Origin of the sequence: Streptomyces sp. NPDC101234 (assembly GCF_044767525.1) — a bacterium.
Classification (GTDB): Bacteria; Actinomycetota; Actinomycetes; order Streptomycetales; family Streptomycetaceae; genus Streptomyces; species Streptomyces sasae.
In genome coordinates, this window is the sequence record NZ_JBIWOA010000029.1 from 35913 (window position 1) to 58133 (window position 22221).

Below are 22221 nucleotides of genomic sequence, written 5' to 3' on the forward strand. Positions count from 1 at the left end.
GGTCCGTGTCCGACGCCTGGAGACGGTCCGCGTCCGACGCCCGCACCAGTGGTCGCGGCGCCGAGCAGCACGGCGCCGCGACCCGCGATATGTGAGCATGGCTGTTCCCTGGAGTGTTTCGGAGCGTGATGAGTACCAGCTGGCGGCACCGGGCGGCGACCCACCCGAAGGCCCTGGACCTCTCGGGCCTCGTCCTCCTGTTCGCCGTCACCTTCACCGGCGTCCTGCTCACCCGGGCACTGGCCTCCGGTCCACCGGCCCTGTGGCCTGGCATCACGTTGTCCGCGCTCGCCTGCGCCGCGCTGTACCGGCGCCGGAGCCACCCCCTGACCGTGCTCGCCGTCACCACGCTGTGCACGATGGCCGTGGGCGCGCTGGACTACCTCCTGACCCCTTTGCTGATGGGCCCGCTCCTGGTCGCGCAGTACGCCACGAGCCTGCGCACGCCCCGGCGCACCGGGTGGAACAGCGCCCTGATCGTCACCGGCTGCGTGGTGGTCAGCGGCCTGGTCTTCCCCTCCTTCCTCGATTCCCTGGTCTTCTCCGTCGTCAACCCCGCCGCGTGGATCCTGCTCTGCGCGGCCCTCGGCAGCTACCGGCGGGTGCGCCGCGAGTACGCCGTGGCCCGCGCCGAGCACAGCGACCGGCAGCGTGAGGAGGAGGCACGCCACCGGGTCGTCCAGGAACGCATGCGTATCGCGCGCGAACTGCACGACGTGGTCGCCCACCACCTGACCCTGGCCGACGCCCAGGCCGGAGCCGTGAAACATCTCGTGCGGACCCGGCCCGACAAGGCCCAGGAGATCATCGACAGGCTCCCGGAGACGACGGCCGCGGCCCTGCGCGAACTCAAGGCCACGGTGGGGCTCCTGCGGGAGGACACCGACCCCGCCGACGACCTGGCCCCCGCGCCGGGACTCGACCGGCTGCCCGGCCTGGTCGAATCCTGTGCGGCGGCCGGACTCCAGGTCACCGTCACCGTCGAGGGACAGCGGTGCCCGCTCGGCCACGTACTCGATCTGACGGCCTACCGGATCCTCCAGGAAGCGCTCACCAACGTCACCAAGCACGGCGTCGGCCGCACCGCCGAGGTACGGCTCGCCTACGCGCCCCGGCGTCTGACCCTGACCGTCACCAACGACACCGTCCCCGACCGCACCCCCGCGCCGCCCGGGCCGGGCGGCGGGTTCGGTCTGATCAGCATGCGCGAACGCGCCACATCGGCGGGCGGCACCTTCCACGCGGGCCACCGCGCCCAGGGCGGCTTCGAAGTCGTCTGCGCCCTGCCGCTGGACGTCTTGCCCAGCAGTGCCATCGACAGCCACCACGAAAGCCCCGACCCATGACCATCCGTGTCCTGCTCGCCGACGACCAGGCCCTGCTCCGGGCCACCTTCCGCATCCTCATCGACTCGGCCGACGACCTGACGGTGGTCGCCGAGGCAGCCGACGGGCGGGAGGCCGTCGAGCTCACCGAGGTGCACCGGCCCGACGTGGTCGTCATGGACATCCGGATGCCGAACACCGACGGAGTGGCGGCCACGGCCGCGATCTGCTCCCGGCCGGAGCTGACGGGCACCCACATCCTCGTCCTCACCACCTTCGAGAACGACGAGAACGTCGCCAAGGCCCTGCGCGCCGGCGCCAGCGGCTTCCTCGGCAAGGGCGTCAGCCCCGACGTCCTGTTGTCGAGCATCCGCGTCGTCGCGGCCGGCGAAGCCCTCCTCTCGCCCACCGCCACCCGCGCCCTCATCACCCGCTTCCTGACGACCCCGGACACCGACGACCTCCTCGCCCTGCCCGACGCCGTCAAGGCGCTGACCGACCGTGAACGCGAGGTCGTGGCCCTGGCCGCGCACGGCAGGTCCAACGCCCAGATCGCCGACCGGCTCGTCCTGAGCCCGCTGACCGTACGCAGCCACATCCAACGGGCCATGACCAAGCTCGACGCCCGCGACCGCGCCCAGCTCGTGGTCATCGCCTACCAGAGCGGACTCGTGAAACCGCAATCCCCTGCATCGGGTCCGTCCGACGCCCTCTGACCGGCGGAAGCCGTCCCGTCGAAGGGAAGGGGAGCGCGGTGTGAAGTCCGCGGCCTTCGTCCAGGGCGGCAAACGGCAGTCCGGAGTCGTCGCAGACTTCCAGACGTACCCCTTCGAATACCCCGTCGACCTGCTCGATCCCATCACGGAAGGCGAGAAGCCGCTGGGCGTGCTGATGTACCCGGGGACGGCGAGCCGTACTGGGAATTGCCGGACCTGAACAGCCCTTCGGGTCCCGGCTCCGTTACGCATCTCTCCCTCTGCGGGTGATCGACCCGACGACGTCGCCGTGGAGGTGTCCGACCACACCGAGTCGCGACCGATCGTGTCGGATCCCGCGCCGCGCGCCCTGGCCGGGGCCCTCATGGCAGCGAGTCGCCCTGCGTGACGGCGGCGCTGTGGTGGGCGCGGATGATCGCGATCACCGTGTCGGCGGTGCGGTCGAGGTGGCTGCGGCCGTCGGGCAGCTGAGCCGTCGGGCTGATGTAGCTCTGCGGGCCGAAGTGAGTGGCCGGGTCCAGCCGATGCACGGTGACCTTCCCGGCACGAACGGCCCGGTTCCATCCGCTGCGACGGCAGAGCCGCCAGCGCTGGGGGAAGATCCAGGTGCCGATCTGCTCGATCCGGTCGTCGGCGCTGGTGAGCTGATGCAGGTGCCCGGCATGGGTGAGGTCGTTGGCTCCGTTGTGGAACCCACCGAGCGTGATCAGCAGGAGCGGGCAGTGCAGCTGGGCGTACAGCGCGTCAACCGCGCCGGTGGCGACCTGGGCGCCGCCGCTGTAGCTGAGCAGCACCACGGGCATTCCGCTGCCGGACTGATAGCCCGCGAGCTGGAGCTGAGAGGCGATCTGGGAGCCGACGGCCCTGTTGTACAGGGGCCGGTAGCGGTGATCGGCGGCGACAAAGGTCTGCACGACATTGTGCAGGAACAGCAACAGCCCGACGCGACGGCGCAGCCACGCCCACACCGGCCTGTCGGCCAGCGGGTCGGCGAGTGGTGAATAGGGCTGCACCTGTCCCAGCACCCGCAGCTCCGGCGCTCCGGCGAGCAGGGCCCTGACCAGCTGGCCGCCGTCCCGGCTGTCACGGACGCGGCGTTTGCCGATGCCGTCGAGGTAGACCAGATAGGCACCCGGGGGACTGTCAGGGGCCGCACCCCGGGCGTAGGGCACGCCCTCCGGGAGTTCGTTGAGCGGGGCCCGCCAGCCGGCCCCGTAGGCCAGCACCTCGTAGCGGGCCAGCAGGGCTTCGGCCAGCAGCGCAGGCCCGACCAAGCAGGCCCAGAGCAGGAAATCGTTCATGCGGCCGACTCCTGTGTCTCGGTCGCGCTGACGCGTACGACAAGACGCCGAACGGTCTCCACAGCGAGACCGAGCCCGAGCCCGGCGACGGCGACGCAACCGGCGGCGCTCCACCAGCCCAGACCGCTCGCCGCGGCGAGCGGGCCGACCAGACCGGCCCCCACGCCCACGAAGAGCAAGAAGTGGAGCAGGGGCCCGAGCAACGGGAACGCAAGGACGGCAGCGAGCACCAGCGGGGCGACCACACTCGGTGTCCACTCCAGGCCGGCGCCTGGCGGCGGAGAGGACAGCACCAGCTCGGCCATGGTCCACGCGGTCAGCGGCCACAGTGCGAAAACCACACCCTCGACGAGGCCGGCGGGCAGCAGCAACCCGGCCACGAGAGTCCGCGACATACCAGGTCGGCGCGCCACCAGCGGCAGGATGCGCCCGGCGGCCTCCGACAGCCCGGCGAACAGGAGCAGGACAACGACGGTGGGGGACATCACTCTGCCTCGCTGCGCCGGACCGAAGGAGACGGCTGATCGGCCGAGCCGGCTGCGTGCAGATACCGCTCGAGTTCGTCGGCGGCGCGTCGATATCCCCCCGCTTCGCGCTGGGCGACCTGCAGGCTGCGGGCGGCTGCTCGGAACCGAGGGTCGTGGAGCAGTTGCCGGGCGAGGAGGTGCGCCGAGCCCCTTGTGGCGTCCTGGGTACGGATCGACAGGCCGGCGCCGAGTTCGACGACACGCCGAGCCACCATCGGCTGATCGGCACCCTGGGGGACCACCAGCAGCGGAACCCCGGCGTACATGGCCTCGTTGACGCTGTTCATCCCGCCGTGGGTGACGAACAGCGCCGCGCGGGCCAGCACCTCCGGTTGCGGCACGAAGCGGCGGGTGAGCACGTTGGCCGGCAACGGACCCAGCGCCTCGGGATCGGTCTGCCCGGTGGAGACGATCACGGTGCCGCCCAACGGGGCGAGCGCGGTGGCCAGGCTGCGCAGCAACTGAGGGTCGTTGAACACCGTGCCCAGTGAGGCGAACAGCACCGGGTCCCGCAGTCGATCAGCCGGGAACGACGGGTCGACCGGTCGAGCGCCGATGCTCGGGCCGACGAACCGGTAGGACTGGTCGAACTCCGCGGCGGCGGGCTGGAACGCCCGCGAGGTGTAGACCAGATTGAGCGGCTGGCGGATGTTCGCGAGGTCGAGCAGGGGCAATCCACGTGCGTCGAAGCGGCGGTGCAACGCCCAGCGGGACTGCAGGTAGCCCTGGACGCTGCGGGGCTGTGCCGTCGCCGCGGTCAGCAGGTCCCAGGAGCCATGGGTGGGGCTGGGGACATGCCGGTTGAGGGCGAACGTGGTGAACGAGGAAGCTGCAGGCACCCCGAGTTCGCGGGCGGCCACCGCGCCCCACAGACAAGCGCTGTCGTGGACGATCAGATCGGGTCGGTCACGGCGCAGGTCGGTGAGTACGGCGGGCAGAAGGTCGACGGCGGTGCTCGCGAGTGACTCCATCCACGTGACCGGCGTCGGCGGATCGGGGAGCGGCTGGTCGCCCCCGGGGTACAGGTACACCGTCGCGCCGGTCGCCTCGATCTCCTCACGGAACGCGGGCGAGGTGTGGTAGCTGACGGCGTGGCCGCGCCGGACGAGTTCGGCCACGACCGGCAGCGTCGGATTGACGTGTCCGTGCATGCCGATGCTGAGGAACGCGATGGTACTCACAGGCCGACCTCCGCTATGGAAGAAATTGACGCCTTGCCCGGGCCTGTCGATGTCGCCGAGGAGTCGTTGACCCGGTACAGCCCCGGTCCGCTGATGCTCAACCCGTCCAGAAAGCGCTCTGCCGTGGTGCACGCGGTGCTGATCAGCCGCTGGGACTGGCCGAAGTCCCACGGTGCGGGCCAGGCCTCGATGCCCGTCGGCAGCACCACGGTAGGGATGTGCTGGGAAACCTCGTGCAGGTCACGCTCGATCTGGTGGTGCAACAGCAGCAGCCCGGCCCTGGCGGCGATCGCACCGGCACGTCGGCGCGGAACGGCGGGGCGCAACGGCGCGCTCTCCGGCCCGGTCGCCACCACCACCACGCTGGCCGCCCCGGCCTGCAGTGCCGCCAGCACCGGGACGTAGGCGGTCAGCCCGCCGTCGACGAGCGTCCGGCCCGCACGCTCCACCGGGGGAAGCATCCCGGGAACGGCCGCGCTGGCCAGCAGCGCGGACTCGAGGTCTCCCTGGTCGAGCAGCACCGGAGCGCCGGTGCCCAGGTCCGTGGCCACCGCGGTGAACGGGACCGCCAGCTCCTCGATCCGCGACGGCAGCCCGGCCCGGGCGATCAGCCGCCGCAGTCCGCGATCGGTGAAGACGCTGGTCCGTGAGGACAGGTAGCCGAGCGGATACACGTCACGGCGACGCAATCGGGTCCACACGTGGTCCAGCCACGGCGCGGCCCTGTCGGGATGGGCGGCCGCGATGGCCCCGTTGAGGGCACCCACCGAGGTTCCGATGATCATGTCCGGGGTGAATCCGTGGCGCTCCAGCGCGTACCCGACACCGACGTGCGCCGCTCCGAGCACGCCACCGGCGCCCACCACCACGGCGACGGGACGGGGAAGAGCGCGCAGACCCACCGTCGTGGGGTTTCCGGACGGTTGGCCCGGGCCGGCTCCGCTGAAACCGAAGTGTGCCGATGAGCGTGATCTCCGGCGACGAGCAACCCTCATGATCCACCTTTCTCGCCATGGGCACCGAATCGGACCGGTTCTTCAACCAGGACCGGACCGCCACAAGATCTGTGACACCTTCAACGTCGCGCGCTGTCCGGCGCTCCGCGCAACGTGGGCATGTTCCGGGTCAGCGACCGCAGAGCGAAGGCCGGCAGGCAGAGCGTCAGCGCGCCGGTGATCACGTCGCCGGTCCGCGCGTCCGTGATGCCGCCGGGCCGCACCGGCCTCCATGCCACGGCGGCCATGCCGACCGCGTGGGGCGACCTGCGCACGAGGCCGGTCCATCAGGGGCCACGACGGCTGGGTATCGCGGTCAACGGAAACCACAGCGCCGCGGCGGCGAAGAAGATGGTCGTCGATCCGGGGCCTCGGGGCAGCACGGCCTGCCCCGGCGTGCAAACGGCCGCGGACAGCGCTGTCGGCATGCCGTGCACGACATCAGCGGCGTTCATACCTCACCGCGCCGGCCCACGGAACGGACGGCTCCTTCGCAACCGCCTTGTACGGGGCGGGCAGTGGGCGGTCAGCCGGTGGGCCGTGGAGCACGGAGGTGGGCCCGCCGGGCCAGTTCCTCCTCCTCGACCAGTTCCACCATGGGCTTGCCCGGCGCGCACAGCACCGTCACGACGAACCGGGTGCGCGCGTCGGGCAGCGCGTTGCCGTCCTGGTAGCGGATCGCGTCGCCGCCCGGCTTCCAGAACGTCCCACCCGTCTCGATCGCACGTTCGGGTTCGCCCTCGAGTTCGAAGCGGACGGCGCCCTTGAGGACGTAGCCGAAGGCCGGTCCCGGGTGGCGGTGAGGCGGGGTTACCGGGTCTCCGGGCTCCCACTCGACGAAGACGGTCATCGTCGACGCGCCCTCGGGGACGGTGATCGGGGCGGTGTCCTGCAGCATCTTCGCCGCCGTTTTCCATCCCTCCGACCGCGTCCGCGTTCCGGTCCCCTGAGCTGAGTCCTTGTCCGGCATGTGTCGGGCTCCCTTGGATTCACCCGGCCATGGCCGCCATGCTCCTCTCCAGTGATGACCGAACTCCGGACGGATCTGTGACACCCGCGATCACATCGGTGTCACAACGTTGGTACGAGTCCTGTCCTAGGAGTCGCGAGGGACCGGCATCACCGCCGCCTCGCGAAGCCATCAGCGGGGTCACCGACCCCTCGACGGGAAGGGGCCCGGAATACCGCTGTTCGGCGTTTTGGAGGTCGCCGGTCCGGAAGAGCACCGCCTCGACGATCTCACCGCGAAACTGCCGGCCGCGCGCGGCTACCTGCGGGACGTGGTCCCCGACGTCCACACCCCGTTCTTCGGGGCGAGGCTCGACCAGCGGGCACTGCTGCCCGGGGTGGACGCCCGCCTGGGGCACGAAACCTTCTCCGAATGGCTCGCGCGGCGATGACCTCGTCGGCCCCCGCCCCCGCACCACGTCCGGGCAGGAAACGGACATACAGGCCACGGGCGCCAAGGTCCGCAGCCACACGGTCGCGACGGCCACGGCTCTCACCCCGCAGGAGGCGCAGATCGCCCGGCTCGCCGGGGAAGGACTCACGAACTCCGAGATCGGTGCCCAGCTGTTCATCAGCCGGCACACAGTCGAGTGGCACCTCCGCAAGGTGTTCTCGAAGCTCGGCATCTCTTCCCGCCGGGAGATCCGTGCCATCCAGTTCGAGGGCGAGGCGACATCGGCCTGATCCGCGACTGGAGTGACCCCCGAAATCCGGCATCTGGACACTGGATGCCCCGTCGTCCTGGGGAGTCCGTCACGGTCATGGCCCGGAGCCCGGGTATCCATCAGAGACGCGCGTAAGTGGCCCCGCGGCGACAAGGCCCGTCGCGAAGCAGCAGACGGCGGAAGCAATCCCGCCATCACCCCGCCGACAAGGACGGGCTAGAACACCTGAGGTCCGTGACGTGGTACGGGGTCCGTGGGAACCACGGAAGCCGCCCTGAGCCGGCCGTCGAGACCCTGATCGAGACGCGGGAGGACGGGGGCGGCTCCACTCGACCGTCGGCTGCATCAGAAGCTCCGCCTCCCGAGACAGGAGTGATGCCAATGGTGTGACTCTGTCACAGAGACTTCGGGTGCCCGGTCATCACTTCGAACGGTGCAGTACGAGGACGTACTGGCCCGGCGGACCCACCTGTGCGCGCCGCACCCCACGAACTGGCATGGAGGCGACAATGTTCGAGCACCGGACGGAGGCCGAGATGAGGCTGTACTCCGAGAAGACGGCGAGGGAACTCGCCCTGAGGCGGCAGAAGGAGAGTGACGCCGAGAACGACTCCACCGAGAAGGCAGGCGCGGTGGACGGCGACTTTCCGGAGAACAGCGACATCACCGAGAACGATGATGCCGTGGATACGCCGTCCTGGGCCGGCGAGGAGCCGTCGACGACGGTGACCGCGGCCCCGGAGTGAGCAGACTGACCTGTGTATGCGTGGGCATTGACCTCCTAGGGAGGTCCCGAGGACGGCAGGGAGCGGAAGAAGTACCCGCTCATCCTCACCACCGCGTACGGCAACGCCCTCCGCGCGAACATGTTCAACGTCGATGTCCGGAAGCCCGCGCTCGCAGCGGCTGGTGTCGTCCCCCTGCGGAAGGCGGGTGAGCGATGGGGGGGCGTCCCGCAAGGGCAGCTTCCACGTGCCACGTCACACGTACGCCCTGGCCCGCTGGCTGGGGCACTTCAGCCCGACCAACACGCTGGACTGCTGCGCCCCGCCTTGGCGTTCTGCCGGTCAAGTGGATGAGGTGCGGCGATCGGTGGGGAGGACCGGCTTGTCCGGCCAGCCATGGCCCAGGGGCAGCTGGCCCGCGCGGTGCGCGTCGCGTTGTTCGGTCACCCACCGCTGTACTTGGCCAACGGACTTCGCGACGGGCCGGCCGGTGGTGTCGAGCGGGTGGGTGCACCATCGTGGATCCTCGGCGGTCCACCCCGTCCAGCGGTGCCAGACCATGTCCGACCAACTGCCGTTCGTGACGACGTCCGGCCGATGGCGGGGGTCGTGGGCATCCCACGGCCCTGATACTCCAGCGCGCGACGCACCCAGTGTTCGGTCATACGGTGTCGCCACTGGCGATCGGGACGCTCCGGCACCCCGACCTCGTCGAAGTCGTGCACGGCGACCTGCTGGAGCCGGTCGGCCACCGACCGGGCGAGTGTCGTCTTGCCCGAACAACTGGATCCGGTCAGCTTGAACAGCATCTGGCCAGGGTCGCAGCCGACCATGACCTTCTCGACCGATTTTCCCTCCCCGGATTCTCCCCAGCGGCCTGGGTGGCCAGTTACTCAGAGCCAGTCCTTCCGTTTGAAGATGAAGTACAAACTGGTGCATACGACGGCCATCAGGATGATTGCAAAGGGGTATCCCAGCACCCAGTGCAACTCCGGCATCTCCCGGAAGTTCATGCCGTAGATCGTGCCGACGAGGGTCGGGGCGAAGAGGATGGCGGCCCAGGAGGAGATCTTCTTGATCTCCTCGTTCTGTTCGAAGCCCGCTTCCGCCAACGCCCGCATCTCCGCGTTCTGTTGCTGGGTGACCAGGGTCGCGTTGACCGTGAGGATTTCCGTGAGGGCCTGGCGGAAGCCGTCCACGCGTTCGCTGATGTGGGTGACGTGGTCGGCCACGTCGCGGAGGTAGCGCTGGAGTTCCTCGTCGGTCTCGTACTTGGTGAAGCCGGCCATCAGGCCGTGCAGCATGCCGACCAGGGGGCGGGTGGCGCGCTGGAACTCGACCGTCTCGCGAGAGAGTTCGTAGATACGGCGGGAGACTTCCGGTTCGCCTCGGAAGACCTCCGTCTCGATCTCGTCGATGTCGTTCTGGACACCGGCGACGACGGGGGCGTAGCCGTCCACCACCGCGTCGAGTATCGCGTACAGGACCGCCTCCGGGCCGAGTCCGAGGAGGTCGGGGGAGTCCTCCATACGGCTGCGGACCGCCGAGAGGTCGGGGGCCGCGCCGTGGCGGACCGTGATCACGAAGTCCGGGCCGACGAAGACGTGGAGTTCTGCGAAGTCGACCTCCTCCGGCGCGTCCAGGTAGCGGGCGGCGCGCAGGACGACGAAGAGCGTGTCGCCGTACCGCTCCAGCTTCGGGCGCTGGTGCGCCTCCATCGCGTCCTCGACGGCGAGTGGGTGCAGGTCGAACTCGGCGGCCAACGAGAGGAGTTCGCCGGAGGTCGGACGGGCCAGGCCGATCCACGCCATTCCCGAGTGCTGGTCGCGCAGTTCGCGGTACGTCTCCGCGAGGGTCGTCGGCGTCGAGACGCGCACCCCGTCGCGGTACAGCGCCGCCTCCACGATGCTCGGCTGCTCGGCGGACTCCACGGCCGACGCGGCCCCGGGCTCCGGCAGTTCGGCCGTGTCCTGCTCCGGTGGCAGGGCGCGGCGCCAGACGGACCTTCTGGCGCTCCGGCCGTTCCTGCCGCTCCCCGCGTTCTTCGAGACGTTCTTCGAGACCGGGCTGGGGCGTCGCTCCGACATCGCGGCCGCCTCTCGGTGGAGTCTGCATCGGTGTGATCCGCGTGAACCATGTGAACCGTGCGATCAAGCGTGGTTCGAGGGATCACGCTTGACCAGTGAGTCCCGGTGCAGGATATACGGGGCATACGGGTCCGGCGGGGGGAATCAGGGAGGGAATCACGGAGGGAATTGGGGCGGGAAGCGGGGAGGGGGCAGGACGGGGTTCGGTGCGGGGTGAGGTCGGGATTCGTGAGGGATGAGGTCAGGATCTGTCCTCGTTCGGCGTTAGCGTGCCCGCATGACGAAGAAGCCGCCCGGCCCGGTTCTCGGCACCCGCGCCCTCAATCGCGCCACCCTCGACCGCCAGCTCCTGCTGCGCCGCTCTCCCCGGTCGGCGCAGGACGCCGTGGCGCATCTCGTCGGCCTCCAGGCGCAGAACGTCAAGCCGCCGTACTACGCCCTCGCCGCCCGTCTCGACGGCTTCGTCCCGGAGCAGCTCGCACGACCCATGGCCGACCGGGAGGTGGTCCGGATCGTCACCATGCGGTCGACCATCCACACCCACACCGCCGCCGACGCCCTCACCCTGCGCCCGCTCGTGCAGTCCGCCCGGGACCGGGAGCTGACCTACTTCCGCAAGGGGCTGGCCGGCGTCGACCTGGACCGGCTCGCCGGGCTCGCCAGGGACCTGGTCGAGGCCGAGCCCCGCACCATGGCCGAGCTGAGACAGGCGCTGCGCGCCGAGTGGCCGGACGCCGATCCGCAGTCCCTCGCCGTCGCCGCCCGCTGCAGGCTGCCGCTCGTCCAGGTCACCCCGCGCGGGCTGTGGGGGCGCAGCGGCCAGGTCACCCTCACCACCGCCGAGCACTGGCTGGGCCGCCCCGCCGAGCCCGCGCCCACCCCGGACGCCACCGTCCTGCGCTATCTCGCCGCCTTCGGCCCCGCCTCCGTCAAGGACATGCAGACCTGGGCCGGACTCACCCGGCTCCGGGAGGTCTTCGAACGGCTCCGGCCCCGGCTGCTCGCCTTCCGGGACGACAGCGGAGCCGAACTCTTCGATCTGCCCGACGCGCCCCGCCCGGACCCGGAGACGCCGGCGCCGCCCCGTTTCCTTCCCGAGTTCGACAACCTCCTCCTCTCGCACGCCGACCGCACCCGCGTCGTACCGCCCGAGTACTGGGGCCGCGCCTGGCGGGGCAACCAGCCCTACCGCACCCTCCTCGTCGACGGCTTTCTGGCGGGCGTGTGGAAACTGGAGCCGGACGCGCTGGTCGTCGAGACCTTCGGGCGACCGAGCCGGGCCGAGCAGGACGGCATCAAGGAGGAGGGGGAGCGGATGCTGGCCGTCATGCACCCGGGGACGCCGTACGACATCCGGTTCGGGACGGTCGTAGCAGCCCAGTGATACCTCGATCGATCGGTCAGTCAGTCCGCCCGACCCGTCACCGCCACCGTCACACCCAGGCCGATCATCGCCATGCCGCCCGCGCCGCCGACGAGTGACAGCCGCCGGTCCGAGCGGGCGAACCAGGTGCGGGCCGCCGACGCGGTCAGGCCCCACAGGGTGTCCGTGACCAGGCCGATCGAGATGGGGACCAGGCCGAGCAGCAGCATCTGAGCGGGGACCCGGCCGGCCGTGTGGTCGACGAACTGGGGGAGGACCGCGGCGAAGAAGACCACGCCCTTGGGGTTCGTGACACCCACCAGGGCGCCGTCCAGGACCGTGCGCAGATCGCCGCGCGGTGCGCCCGCCGGGGCCCGCCGGATCGCCGAGGCCTTCAGCTCCTTGCGGTGCCGGAAGGCCTGGACGCCGAGGTACACCAGGTAGGCCGCGCCGAGCAGCTTGACCGTCAGATACACCGTCACCGAGCGCTCCACCAGCGAGCCGATGCCGAACGCGACCGCCACCACCAGCAGATACGAGCCGAAGACATTGCCGACCGCGGTGGCCACGGCGGTACGGCGGCCGTGGGCCAGCGCCCGGCCGATCACGAACAGCACGCTCGGCCCGGGGATCGCGATGACCAGGAGCGACATCGCGGCGAAGGCCAGGATCCGGTCCGTGGACACCATCTGCATCATTCCTCCCGCGCCGCCCTTCGGAACACAGCCGTCCGTTCGGAGTACGGGCGCCCGTCCGGAACACAGCCGCCCGTTCGGAGCACATTCAAACAGGGCCTCTAGAGTCGGGGCCATGGAACTGCGGCAGCTCACCTATTTCGTCGCCGTCGCCGAGGAGCTGCACTTCGGGAGGGCGGCCGAACGGCTGCACATCGTGCAGTCCGCGGTGAGCATGCAGATACAGCGACTGGAGCGGGAGCTGGGCGCCGAGCTGTTCGACCGTTCGCCGCGCCGGGTCCGGCTCACCGGCGCGGGGGAGCGGCTGTTGCCCGAGGCGCGGGCCGTACTGGCGGCGGCGGAGAAGGCCCGGGCAGCCGTCGCCCCGCCGGCCGGGCTCAGGATCGGCACCAGCACGGGGCTCGGCACGCATCTGGACCGGGTGCTGGCCGCGTTCGCGCGCCGCGCGCCGGACGTGCCCGTCGAGCTGTACTCGCTGCCGGTGGCCGAGCGGCTGGCCCGGGTGGCGGGCGGGCAGCTGGACGCCGCGTTCGTACGGGCCGTGGAACCCGTGCCCGGCGTACGGGTGCACCCGCTGTGGCCCGACCCCCTGGTGGCCGCCCTCCCCGCCACGCACCCCCTCGCCGCCCGCGCGGAGATCGGCGTCGACGAGCTGGCCGGGCTGCCGCTCGCGCTCACCGAGCGCCGTACCAACCCCGCCCTCGTCGATCTGGTCGTCGGCGCCTGCCGCGAGGCCGGCTTCGAGCCGCTGCCCGGACCGTCGCCCGGCTCCCTCCAGGACACCCTCGCCAGCATCGGCACCCGCCCGCTGTGGACGGTGGTGTACGCGTCCCACGCGCGCGTGCTGCACAGCCCCCGGGTGGCCTTCGTGCCGTTCCGCGCACCGGGCCTGGCCCTGGCGACCGGCCTCGCCGTGCCCGCCGCCGGAGCGTCCGCGCACCTGGACGCCCTCCTGCTGGCCTGCGTCGATCACGAAAGCTGATCGCTGCCGTCGCGATCTGCTTCTTGGTCGCGGACGTACCCTGCGATGGACTGGACCCACCGAACAGGAAACGCACTCGGAGGAGTTCAGTGATGCCGATCGTCACCATCCAGCAGGGTCCCCGCGACACCGAGCTCAAGCGGGACCTCGTCAGGCGGGTCACCGACGCCTTTGTGGACGCGTACAAGATCCCGGCCGAGACCGTTCAGGTCTGGATCCACGAGGTCCCGGCGGACAGCTGGGGCGCCGCCGGGACTCTCACCGCCGACAAGTAGGCGCACGCATGGATAGGGGGCGCTGCGGGCTGCTCGTGGAAGCCCGCAACGCCCCCCGGTTTCTCACCTGAGCTGTACTCAGGAGATCTTCTGGGTCACGAGTTGACCTGCGTGGTCACCAGGTTCGAGAAGGTGGTCAGCCGGGTGTAGACACCCGGGTAACCGGCCTCCGCGCACCCCTCTCCCCAGGAAGTGATCCCTGCCAGGACGCCCCCGATGAGCAGGGGACCGCCGCTGTCGCCCTGGCAGGTGTCTGTGCCGCCGGACGTGTATCCGGCGCAAACCATGTCGGTCTGGACGAAGTCCGAACCGTAGGAGCTCTTGCAGCTGGAGTCGGACACGATCGGGACGGTCGCGGTCCGCAGCTGGTTGGAGGAGCTGCCGTTCTCCGAGGTGGTGCCCCAGCCGAGGATGCGGGCCGTGGTGCCGGCCGCGTACACCGAAGTGTCGGAGGAGCCGACGTACGACGCGGGGGTGTACGACATCGACGTCGAGAGCGTCAGGACGGCCACGTCGTCGCCGTTGGTGGCGTCCGTGTAGTCCGGGTTGATCCAGATCTTGCTGACCTTGCTGACCGTGCCGTTGGTGCCGTTCAGGTACGTGCGGCCGCCGACCACGCGGACACTGCTGGTGGACTCGCCCTCCATACAGTGCGCCGCGGTCACCACCTTCGTCGCCGACACCAGGGTGCCGCCGCAGAACTGGCTGCCCGATGCGTCCGTGATCTGCATCATGAACGGGTACGCGGTGGTGGTGGTCGTGGTGCCGCCGACGATCGGCTGGGGGGCGGCTGACGCGGTGGGGGACGCGATCAGCGCCGTCGCTGCGGCGGCGGCCGCCGCCACGAGCGTGGCGGCGGTCTTTCTTGCGCGGTTTGGCCCGAACATGAGTCTCCTCAGTGGGGGTTGCCGGTGGGGGTCGCGCGGGTGTGGGGGGTGCAGCACGGGGGTCGCGGGACCGACCCCCGTATGCCCGGGCGAGCGGCACATCCATAAGCTAGGACCCGGAACCCCACCCTCCCAATGAGGGAACCCCCTAGGGGGATGGGGGAGGGAAAACCCTCGGTCCCCCTCACTTAACCGGGAGCGCTCTCACTTCGCGCGTCGCCCCGCCGCCAAACGGACTATGTCCACGCGCGATCGGATGCCCAGCTTGCGGTAGACACGGGTGAGCGTCGCCTCCACCGTCTTGACGCTGATGAACAGGCGGGCGGCGATCTCCCGGTTGGTGGCGCCCTCCATGACCAGCGCGGCGACCTGACGCTCCATCGCGGCCAGCCCCTCCAGGACGGCCGGCTCGGCCGGCGCCTCGACGGCGGGCTCGGGTGCCGAGACGGCCTCGTCCACCTGGCGCAGCCAGGGCAGCGCCCGGCAGCGCCGGAACAGCCGGGTGGCCTCGTCGAACGCGGTGGGGGAGCGCCGGTCGCGCAGCGAGGCCAGCGCGAACGCGGCCCGTGCCTCCTCCAGGCCGTAGCCCAGTTTGGCGAACCGGTCCTGGGCCGAGGTCAGCTGCGCCACGGCCGCGTCGTGCTCCCCGCGCGCCGCCCGGACGAGCGCCTCCGCCCGGTCGAGTACGGCGAGCACACTCTCCCGACCGAGCCTGAGCGCGTGCTCCCGGGTGATGTCGATGACGTCCTGCGCCTCGGCGGTCTCACCCACCCGGACGAGTGCCTCCGCCAGGTCGCCCTGCCAGCGGCCGCGGGCCGGGTCGGTGATGCCGAGGCTCTGCTCCAGCTCCCGCACCCGGCGCAGCGAGCGGACGGTGCCCGCCGGGTCGCCGGCCACCAACTGGGCGTATCCGAGCGCGCCCAGGGCCCGTGAGAGGTACACGGTGTCGCCGTCCTGCTCGGCGTGCTCCACCGCCTCCCGGGCCAGGGCCAGACCCCGGTCCACGTCTCCGCCGGAGGCCTCGGCCAGTGAGGTGAGCATCGCGGAGGCGGTCTCGCCGATCCCGCAGTCATGGGCCAGGCGCAGGCCCTCCCGCGCCAGGTCGAGGGCGCGGCCGCAGTGCCCGGAGCGCAGTTCGGTCTCGGCGAGCCCGCGCAGGAAGTGCACCTCGCTCTCCACCTGGCCGCGTCGGCGCACCTCGCGCAGCAGCGCGGTGACCGTGGCCCGCGCCTCGGCCAGCTGGTCGCCCATCACCAGCCAGCGGAACCGGGCGCTGCCCGCCCCGTTGTGATGGCACGACACGTTCGGGTCCTGCGGCTCCTTCAGCGCCCGTTTGATGGTGGCGGGCGCGGCCGGATGGCCCATCAGGGTCTCGACCTGGGCCTGCAGGGACAGCGCGAGGAGCTCGGTGCGCCGGTCGTCGCCGCGTGCCGCGAGGTCGGCGGAGTGCGCGGCCGCCTGCCGGGCCTCGGTGAAGTCGCCCTCCACGATCAGCGACCGCCAGGCCAGCTGGTAGTGGACCAGGCCGAGCAGCCGGGGGTCGTCGCCGGCGTCGGCGAGGGCGTGCGGGAAGGCCGCGTCGACCTCGGTCATGGTGTGGCCGGCCGAGTCGATCACGAGGATCCAGGCCCGTACCCGGTCCGCCGGACGGGTGGCGTGGGTGAGCACCTCGCGGGCGATGTCCTGGGCGAGGTCGACCTCGCCCGCGCTGGTCGCGTCCTCGGCCGCCTGCAGCCGGCGCTCGTCCGGTCCTGGCACGTTGTCGCCGGGGGTGTGCCGGGCTGCGAGCAGCCCGATCTGCGCGGCCACCGAGGGCGCGCCCCGGTCCCGGGCCTGGGTCGCCGCCTCGGCGAGCCGCGCGGCGACCTCGGGGTCGGTGCCGGTGGTGGCCAGGGCCAGATGGCGGGCCCGCTCGATCGGGTCGGAGGCGGCCGTCGACAGCGCCGCGTGTGCGGCCCGGCGCTCCTGGGCGGGCGCCTCGGCGTACAGCGCGGCGGAGATGAGCGGATGCGCGAAGCGTACGGCCGGGCCCTCCGGCTCGGTGGCCAGCAGCCCGAGTTCGGCCGCCTGGGCGCACTCCGCCTCGGCGTTCTCGCGGCCCGCCGCGTGCAGCAGCGCCTGGGTGGGTCTCGCCCCGGCGCTGGCCACGAGGAGGGTGCGGCGGGCCTCGACGGAGAGCATGTCGAGGCGGGTGAGCACCAGGGCGCGCAGCGAGGTCGGCACCGGCAGGGGCTCGCCGGGGCGGGGCGGGGTCGCGTTCTCGGCGAGGGCGCGGCCGAGCTCCAGGGCGAACAGCGGATTGCCGCCGCTGGTGCGGTGGATCTCCCGGACCGTGGACCGGGTGAGCCCGGCGTGCCCGCGGTGGTCGAGGAGTTCGGAGACCTGCTTGCGGTTGAGCGGGCCGAGGCGTACGGCGACCGTGTCCGGCGGTGACGCCCGTAGGTGACGGTCGTACTCCTGGCCCTCCGTGCGGACCGCGCACAGCAGTTGGACCGGGGTGCCGCCGAGCCGGCGGGCGGCGAAGCCGAGGAGTTCGGCGCTGGCCGGATCCAGCCACTGCAGGTCGTCGGCGACGATCAGTACCGGGCCCTCGGCGGCCAGCGCGCGCAGTGCGGAGAGCACGGCGAGACGCAGGGCGAGGCCGTCGCGCTGGAGGGTGGACTCGCCGCGGCCGGTGAGCGCCGACTCCAGGGCGGTGCGCTGGGCGCCGGGCAGATGGGGCGCGACCTCGTCGAGGACGAGCCCGAAGAGGTCGGCGAGCGCGAGGAAGGGAAGATGGGATTCGGACTCGGTGGCGGAGCAGCGCAACACCGTACGGGCGGCGCCGGCGTATTCCGTCTCCAGGGCCCGCAGGACGGTCGATTTACCTATTCCGGCGGGCCCGTGCAGGAGCACGCTGCCGCCCGAGGCGAGCTGTTCCCGGGCCGCCGCGACCAGCTCCGTCCGGCCGATGACCAGATCGGGGCGGCATCTGGCAGGCTCCTGGAAGTCCCGTCGCACGGTCACCGCTCCCCTCGTGTGTCGTGTCCCAGCCAAATTCTAGGCAATGAACCCTGAAATTCGGCCGAACGGCGTGGTGAGGGAAATAACAGCGCCTCGGCAGCCGGAAATTCAAAGCGCGTCCGCATGAATGGAATGGGTCCCCTCCGCTACGGCAACAACCCCCGTCCGAGCTACGGCAACAGCCCCGTCCGACGAGCCGCCGACACCGCCTCCCCCCGGGTGTGGGCGCCCAGCTTCCGCATCGCCGAGCGCAGATAGCCCTTGACCGTCTCGGGCCGCAGCCCCAGCTGCTCGGCCACCGCCGCGTTGGTCGCACCGGCCGCCACCCAGGACAGAACGTCCAGTTCACGGGGTGCCAGGACCGTCTCGGCCGCCGGGGCCCGCGCGGTCAACAGCCCGCAGGCGGCGAGCAGTTCGGCCCGCAGCCCCGGGTCGGCGATCCGCGGCGCCAGCGCCCGCAGCGCGGCATGCGCCTCCCGCACCTGCTCCCAGGCGGCTCCCGGATCCGGTACGACGGCGGGCTCCGGCCGGGCCGCCACCAGCAGCCCCCTCGCCTCGTCCTGCACGACCAGCGCCTGCTCCACGTCCCGGGCCGCCGCCACCGCCGCGCCCAGCATGCGGTCGCCCAGCGGCTGGGCGGTGCGCAGCGCGCCGTACAGCACGCCCCGCACCCGGCGCCGTACCACCACCGGCACCGCGAGGACCGAGCGGATGCCCTCGACCGCCACCGGGATGTCGTACTCGTGGCTGATCTGCCGGGAGACGGAGTAGTCGGTGACCGCGCACGGGCGGGCCAGTGCGACCGCCTTGCCGCCCAGCCCGTTCCCCGAGGTCACCGCGAGCGAGCGCAGGGACATCGTGTTGGTGCCGCTGAGCTCGCTGATCCGCACCTGCGGCCGGCCCGCCTCGACCACCCCGCCGAACGCGATGGGGAGCCCGGTGGTGCGCCGGAGTCTGGCCAGCGCACCACGAATCTCCACCGCCCCCGCGACCTCTGCTGCCACCTGTATTGCCCCTTCGACCCCGGCCCTGTGCTGTCCACACCCCCGTTCGGGGGTAGTGAGACCTGCATCACGGATTACACGATGCCAGAGAGCCGCCCGGCAATGGTCCGGTACTGAGGAGGACGCTGATGACAAGGGCGACGGAGGACTTCCGCAGGGCACGGGACTTCCTGCTGGAACACCGCGCGGACTACGCCACCGCCTACGAGGGCTTCGAGTGGCCGCGTCCGGACCACTTCAACTGGGCGCTCGACTGGTTCGACGTCATCGCAGAGGGCAACGACCGCACCGCCCTGCACATCGTCGAGGAGGACGGCACCGAGACGAAGCTGTCCTTCGCCGAGCTGTCCGAGCGCTCCGACCGGGTCGCGAACCATCTGCGCGCGCGGGGCGTCGAGCCCGAGGACCGCATCCTCGTCATGCTCGGCAACCAGGCCGAACTGTGGGAGACCGCGCTGGCCGCGATGAAGCTGCGCGCCGTCGTCATCCCGGCCACCCCGTTGCTCGGCCCGGCCGACCTGCGCGACCGCGTCGACCGGGGCCGGGTGAAGCACGTGCTCGTGCGCGGCGAGGACGCGGCCAAGTTCGACGAGGTGCCTGGCCGGTACACCCGGATCGCGGTGGGCGGGGGAGCGGCGGCGGGCTGGGAGGCGTACGAGGACGCGTACACCGCCCCGGCCGAATTCGAGCCCGACGGGCCCACGCTGGCCGACGACCCGCTGATGCTCTACTTCACCTCGGGCACCACCGCCCGCCCCAAGCTGGTCGAGCACACCCACACCTCGTACCCGATCGGGCATCTGGCCACCATGTACTGGATCGGCCTCCAGCCCGGTGACGTGCACCTCAACATCTCCTCGCCGGGCTGGGCCAAGCACGCCTGGTCGAACCTGTTCGCCCCGTGGAACGCCGAGGCGACCGTCTTCATCCACAACTACACGCGCTTCGACGCGGCCCGTCTGATGGCCGAGATGGACCGGCACGGGGTGACCTCCTTCTGCGCCCCGCCGACGGTGTGGCGGATGCTCATCCAGGCCGATCTGGGCGAGTTGGGGACCCCGCCCCGCGAGGTGGTGGCGGCGGGCGAGCCGCTCAACCCCGAGGTGATCGAGCAGGTGCGGCGGGCCTGGGGCGTGACCATCCGGGACGGGTTCGGGCAGACCGAGACGGCCGTGCAGGTCTCCAACAGCCCGGGGCAGACGCTGAAGACGGGTTCCATGGGCCGCCCGAGCCCGGGCTACCGCGTGGAGCTGCTCGACCCGGTGTCGGGCGCGCCGGGGGCCGAGGAGGGCGAGATCGCCCTCGACCTGTCGGCGCGGCCGGTGGGCCTGATGACCGGCTACCACGGGGACGCGGACCGTACGGCGGAGGCGATGGCCGGCGGCTACTACCGCACCGGGGACATCGGTTCGCGGGACGAGGACGGCTACGTCACCTACGTGGGCAGAGCCGACGACGTGTTCAAGGCGTCCGACTACAAGATCAGCCCGTTCGAGCTGGAGAGCGCGCTCCTGGAACACGAGGCGGTGGCCGAGGCGGCCGTCGTACCGGCGCCCGACGAACTGCGGCTGGCGGTGCCCAAGGCGTACGTCGTCCTCGCGGCGGGCTGGGAGCCGGGCCCGGACACGGCGAAGGTGCTGTTCGAGCACTCCCGTCAGGTCCTCGCGCCCTACAAGCGGGTCCGGCGCCTGGAGTTCGCCCCGCTGCCGAAGACCGTGTCCGGCAAGATCCGGCGGATCGAGCTGCGCGAGGCCACGGCGGCGGGCTCGGCCGAGGAGTACCGCGAGGAGGACTTCCGGTGACCTTCGACGAACTGTCGTACACACACGGCACCAGCGGCACCGTCCTGCTCGGTGACACGATCGGCGCCAACCTCGACCGGGCCGTCGCCGCCTGGCCCGACCGCGAGGCGCTGGTGGACGTGGCGTCCGGGCGGCGCTGGACCTACGCCGAATTCGCGGCCGACGTGGACCGGTTGGCGTACGCGCTGCTCGCGAGCGGGGTCGCCAAGGGCGACCGGGTCGGGATCTGGGCCGTGAACTGCGCCGAGTGGGTGCTGGTGCAGTACGCCACCGCCCGGATCGGCGCGATCATGGTCAACATCAACCCCGCCTACCGCACCCACGAGGTCGAGTACGTCCTCAACCAGGCGGGAATCTCCCTGCTGTTCGCCTCCCTCAGCCACAAGAGCAGTGACTACCGGGCGATGGTGGAGGAAGTACGGGGCCGCTGCCCCGAGTTGCGGGAGACCGTGTACATCGGCGACCCGAGCTGGGACGCGCTGCTCCGGCGCGGGACGCCTGACCTGTACGAGGAGTTCCGGGTCCGCAAGAGCGAGTTGTCCTGCGACGACCCCATCAACATCCAGTACACCTCGGGAACGACCGGCTTCCCGAAGGGGGCCACGCTCTCCCACCACAACATCCTCAACAACGGCTACTTCGTCGGGGAGTTGATCTCCTACACGGAGCAGGACCGGATCTGCATCCCCGTCCCCTTCTACCACTGCTTCGGCATGGTGATGGGGAATCTCGCCGCCACCTCGCACGGCGCCTGCATGGTGATCCCGGCCCCGTCCTTCGAGCCGAGGGCCACCCTGGAGGCGGTGCAGCGGGAGCGGTGCACCTCGCTGTACGGCGTGCCGACCATGTTCATCGCGGAGCTGAACCTCCCCGACTTCGCGTCGTACGACCTCTCGTCGCTGCGCACCGGGATCATGGCGGGCTCGCCCTGTCCGGTCGAGGTGATGAAGCGGGTGGTCGCCGAGATGCACATGGCGGAGGTCTCCATCTGCTACGGCATGACCGAGACGAGCCCGGTCTCGCTCCAGACCCGTGTCGACGACGACCTGGAGCACCGCACGGGCACGGTCGGCCGGGTGCTCCCGCACCTGGAGGTCAAGGTCGTCGACCCGGCCACCGGGGTGACCCGACCCCGCGGCACGGCAGGCGAGTTGTGCACCCGGGGCTACAGCGTGATGCTCGGCTACTGGAACGAGCCGGACAAGACCGCGGAGGCGGTCGACCCCGGGCGCTGGATGCACACCGGCGACCTCGCGACGATGCGCGAGGACGGGTACGTCGAGATCGTCGGCCGGATCAAGGACATGATCATCCGAGGTGGCGAGAACGTCTACCCGCGCGAGATCGAGGAGTTCCTCTACGCCCACCCCAAGATCCGTGACGTTCAGGTGGTCGGCGTGCCGCACGAGAGGTACGGCGAGGAGGTCCTGGCCTGCGTCATCCCGCACGACCCGGCCGACCCGCTCACCCTGGAGGAACTGCGGGCGTTCTGCGAGGGCCGACTGGCGCACTACAAGGTGCCGAGCAGGATCCAGATCCTGGAGGCCTTCCCGATGACGGTGTCGGGGAAGGTCCGGAAGATCGAGCTGCGAGAAATGTACGCCCCGAGCTAGAGCGCCCCGTCAGGGGCGCGGGGCTGTATTCGATATGCGGCTACCGCCGCGTGGGCGCGCCGAGCCC

22 protein-coding genes are annotated in these 22221 nt (G+C 71.2%); 11 read left to right on the forward strand and 11 right to left on the reverse strand.

Translation table 11 applies throughout. The features are described 5' to 3' along the window. Positions 1-128: 128 nt before the first annotated feature. From ACIRR9_RS39780 to ACIRR9_RS39790, 3 genes are read left to right on the forward strand one after another with little or no spacing between them, the layout of a single operon-like run. Complete coding sequence (locus ACIRR9_RS39780) at positions 129-1346, forward strand: sensor histidine kinase (RefSeq protein ID WP_403762639.1); 1218 nt, start codon at positions 129-131, stop codon at positions 1344-1346. Beyond that, on the forward strand, positions 1343-2041 hold the full coding sequence (locus tag ACIRR9_RS39785) for a response regulator (protein ID WP_403762641.1): 699 nt from the start codon (positions 1343-1345) through the stop codon (positions 2039-2041). Before ACIRR9_RS39780 ends, ACIRR9_RS39785 begins: the two co-directional genes overlap by 4 nt. A 40-nt stretch (positions 2042-2081) precedes the next feature. Then, positions 2082-2261, forward strand: a complete 180-nt coding sequence (locus ACIRR9_RS39790) for a hypothetical protein (protein WP_403762644.1) — start codon at positions 2082-2084, stop codon at positions 2259-2261. A gap of 142 nt (positions 2262-2403) precedes the next feature. Here ACIRR9_RS39790 and ACIRR9_RS39795 read toward each other — a convergent pair whose 3' ends face one another. The 6 genes from ACIRR9_RS39795 to ACIRR9_RS39820 form a co-directional block, all read right to left on the reverse strand. Beyond that, positions 2404-3342, reverse strand: coding sequence for a hypothetical protein (locus ACIRR9_RS39795; RefSeq protein WP_403762647.1), 939 nt, complete (start codon positions 3340-3342; stop codon positions 2404-2406). Continuing rightward, entirely contained in the window at positions 3339-3827 is a 489-nt protein-coding gene (locus tag ACIRR9_RS39800) for a hypothetical protein (RefSeq protein WP_403762650.1), read from the reverse strand. Before ACIRR9_RS39800 ends, ACIRR9_RS39795 begins: the two co-directional genes overlap by 4 nt. Then, positions 3827-5050 (reverse strand): macrolide family glycosyltransferase, encoded by a 1224-nt coding sequence (locus tag ACIRR9_RS39805; protein WP_403762652.1) that lies wholly within the window; start codon positions 5048-5050, stop codon positions 3827-3829. The genes ACIRR9_RS39800 and ACIRR9_RS39805 overlap by 1 nt, the downstream gene beginning before the upstream one ends. Further along, complete coding sequence (locus ACIRR9_RS39810; protein WP_403762655.1) at positions 5047-5952, reverse strand: patatin-like phospholipase family protein; 906 nt, start codon at positions 5950-5952, stop codon at positions 5047-5049. The genes ACIRR9_RS39805 and ACIRR9_RS39810 overlap by 4 nt, the downstream gene beginning before the upstream one ends. Positions 5953-6125: 173 nt before the next feature. Continuing rightward, on the reverse strand, positions 6126-6320 hold the full coding sequence (locus ACIRR9_RS39815; RefSeq protein WP_403762658.1) for a hypothetical protein: 195 nt from the start codon (positions 6318-6320) through the stop codon (positions 6126-6128). 251 nt (positions 6321-6571) lie between these two features. Then, complete coding sequence (locus ACIRR9_RS39820; protein ID WP_403762660.1) at positions 6572-7015, reverse strand: cupin domain-containing protein; 444 nt, start codon at positions 7013-7015, stop codon at positions 6572-6574. Positions 7016-7244: 229 nt separating this feature from the next. On the opposite strand from ACIRR9_RS39820, the gene ACIRR9_RS39825 reads away from it, so the two are divergent. The 3 genes from ACIRR9_RS39825 (at position 7245) to ACIRR9_RS39835 (ending at position 8464) form a co-directional block, all read left to right on the forward strand. After that, the gene (locus ACIRR9_RS39825; RefSeq protein ID WP_403762869.1) at positions 7245-7445 is read left to right on the forward strand and encodes a hypothetical protein; all 201 of its coding nucleotides are present in this window, start codon (positions 7245-7247) and stop codon (positions 7443-7445) included. A gap of 46 nt (positions 7446-7491) precedes the next feature. After that, positions 7492-7737, forward strand: coding sequence for a response regulator transcription factor (locus ACIRR9_RS39830; RefSeq protein WP_403762858.1), 246 nt, complete (start codon positions 7492-7494; stop codon positions 7735-7737). A gap of 490 nt (positions 7738-8227) precedes the next feature. Further along, positions 8228-8464 carry a hypothetical protein gene (locus tag ACIRR9_RS39835; protein ID WP_403762663.1) on the forward strand — a complete coding sequence of 79 codons (237 nt, stop codon included), beginning with the start codon at positions 8228-8230 and terminating at the stop codon, positions 8462-8464. A gap of 872 nt (positions 8465-9336) precedes the next feature. Here ACIRR9_RS39835 and ACIRR9_RS39840 read toward each other — a convergent pair. After that, a complete protein-coding gene (locus tag ACIRR9_RS39840) occupies positions 9337-10530 on the reverse strand; it encodes a magnesium and cobalt transport protein CorA (protein ID WP_403762666.1) in 1194 nt (397 codons plus the stop codon). Positions 10531-10807: 277 nt separating this feature from the next. Between ACIRR9_RS39840 and ACIRR9_RS39845 the strand changes: the two genes are divergently transcribed. Beyond that, positions 10808-11914, forward strand: a complete 1107-nt coding sequence (locus ACIRR9_RS39845; RefSeq protein WP_403762669.1) for a winged helix DNA-binding domain-containing protein — start codon at positions 10808-10810, stop codon at positions 11912-11914. Between the two features lie 20 nt (positions 11915-11934). On the opposite strand, the gene ACIRR9_RS39850 is transcribed toward ACIRR9_RS39845, so the two are convergent. Further along, positions 11935-12582 (reverse strand): LysE family translocator, encoded by a 648-nt coding sequence (locus tag ACIRR9_RS39850; protein WP_384563462.1) that lies wholly within the window; start codon positions 12580-12582, stop codon positions 11935-11937. 121 nt (positions 12583-12703) lie between these two features. Between ACIRR9_RS39850 and ACIRR9_RS39855 the strand changes: the two genes are divergently transcribed. Both ACIRR9_RS39855 and dmpI read left to right on the forward strand, forming a co-directional pair. Continuing rightward, positions 12704-13570, forward strand: a complete 867-nt coding sequence (locus ACIRR9_RS39855; protein WP_403762672.1) for a LysR substrate-binding domain-containing protein — start codon at positions 12704-12706, stop codon at positions 13568-13570. Positions 13571-13662: 92 nt separating this feature from the next. Then, positions 13663-13845 carry a 4-oxalocrotonate tautomerase DmpI gene (dmpI, locus tag ACIRR9_RS39860; protein ID WP_123972902.1) on the forward strand — a complete coding sequence of 61 codons (183 nt, stop codon included), beginning with the start codon at positions 13663-13665 and terminating at the stop codon, positions 13843-13845. A 95-nt stretch (positions 13846-13940) separates the two neighbouring features. On the opposite strand, the gene ACIRR9_RS39865 is transcribed toward dmpI, so the two are convergent. The 3 genes from ACIRR9_RS39865 to ACIRR9_RS39875 all read right to left on the reverse strand — a co-directional run bounded on the left by ACIRR9_RS39865 (position 13941) and on the right by ACIRR9_RS39875 (position 18739). Next, positions 13941-14732 carry a serine protease gene (locus ACIRR9_RS39865; protein ID WP_365351014.1) on the reverse strand — a complete coding sequence of 264 codons (792 nt, stop codon included), beginning with the start codon at positions 14730-14732 and terminating at the stop codon, positions 13941-13943. A gap of 204 nt (positions 14733-14936) precedes the next feature. Continuing rightward, a complete protein-coding gene (locus ACIRR9_RS39870) occupies positions 14937-17738 on the reverse strand; it encodes an AAA family ATPase (protein ID WP_403762677.1) in 2802 nt (933 codons plus the stop codon). A gap of 167 nt (positions 17739-17905) precedes the next feature. Further along, positions 17906-18739 carry a response regulator transcription factor gene (locus ACIRR9_RS39875; RefSeq protein WP_403762680.1) on the reverse strand — a complete coding sequence of 278 codons (834 nt, stop codon included), beginning with the start codon at positions 18737-18739 and terminating at the stop codon, positions 17906-17908. Positions 18740-18867: 128 nt separating this feature from the next. On the opposite strand from ACIRR9_RS39875, the gene ACIRR9_RS39880 reads away from it, so the two are divergent. Next, a complete protein-coding gene (locus tag ACIRR9_RS39880; protein ID WP_403762683.1) occupies positions 18868-20541 on the forward strand; it encodes an AMP-binding protein in 1674 nt (557 codons plus the stop codon). Continuing rightward, positions 20538-22154 (forward strand): AMP-binding protein, encoded by a 1617-nt coding sequence (locus ACIRR9_RS39885; RefSeq protein WP_403762686.1) that lies wholly within the window; start codon positions 20538-20540, stop codon positions 22152-22154. Before ACIRR9_RS39880 ends, ACIRR9_RS39885 begins: the two co-directional genes overlap by 4 nt. The last annotated feature ends 67 nt before the right edge of the window (positions 22155-22221 follow it).

Bases quoted from the DNA above. Each gene is read 5' to 3' on its own strand.
- ACIRR9_RS39780 (WP_403762639.1), top strand. From the start codon at position 129: ATGAGTACCAGCTGGCGGCACCGGGCGGCGACCCACCCGAAGGCCCTG.
- ACIRR9_RS39785 (WP_403762641.1), top strand. From the start codon at position 1,343: ATGACCATCCGTGTCCTGCTCGCCGACGACCAGGCCCTGCTCCGGGCC.
- ACIRR9_RS39795 (WP_403762647.1), bottom strand. From the start codon at position 3,342: ATGAACGATTTCCTGCTCTGGGCCTGCTTGGTCGGGCCTGCGCTGCTG.
- ACIRR9_RS39800 (WP_403762650.1), bottom strand. From the start codon at position 3,827: ATGTCCCCCACCGTCGTTGTCCTGCTCCTGTTCGCCGGGCTGTCGGAG.
- ACIRR9_RS39820 (WP_403762660.1), bottom strand. From the start codon at position 7,015: ATGCCGGACAAGGACTCAGCTCAGGGGACCGGAACGCGGACGCGGTCG.
- ACIRR9_RS39835 (WP_403762663.1), top strand. From the start codon at position 8,228: ATGTTCGAGCACCGGACGGAGGCCGAGATGAGGCTGTACTCCGAGAAG.
- ACIRR9_RS39840 (WP_403762666.1), bottom strand. From the start codon at position 10,530: ATGTCGGAGCGACGCCCCAGCCCGGTCTCGAAGAACGTCTCGAAGAAC.
- ACIRR9_RS39845 (WP_403762669.1), top strand. From the start codon at position 10,808: ATGACGAAGAAGCCGCCCGGCCCGGTTCTCGGCACCCGCGCCCTCAAT.
- ACIRR9_RS39850 (WP_384563462.1), bottom strand. From the start codon at position 12,582: ATGGTGTCCACGGACCGGATCCTGGCCTTCGCCGCGATGTCGCTCCTG.
- ACIRR9_RS39855 (WP_403762672.1), top strand. From the start codon at position 12,704: ATGGAACTGCGGCAGCTCACCTATTTCGTCGCCGTCGCCGAGGAGCTG.
- dmpI (WP_123972902.1), top strand. From the start codon at position 13,663: ATGCCGATCGTCACCATCCAGCAGGGTCCCCGCGACACCGAGCTCAAG.
- ACIRR9_RS39865 (WP_365351014.1), bottom strand. From the start codon at position 14,732: ATGTTCGGGCCAAACCGCGCAAGAAAGACCGCCGCCACGCTCGTGGCG.
- ACIRR9_RS39880 (WP_403762683.1), top strand. From the start codon at position 18,868: ATGACAAGGGCGACGGAGGACTTCCGCAGGGCACGGGACTTCCTGCTG.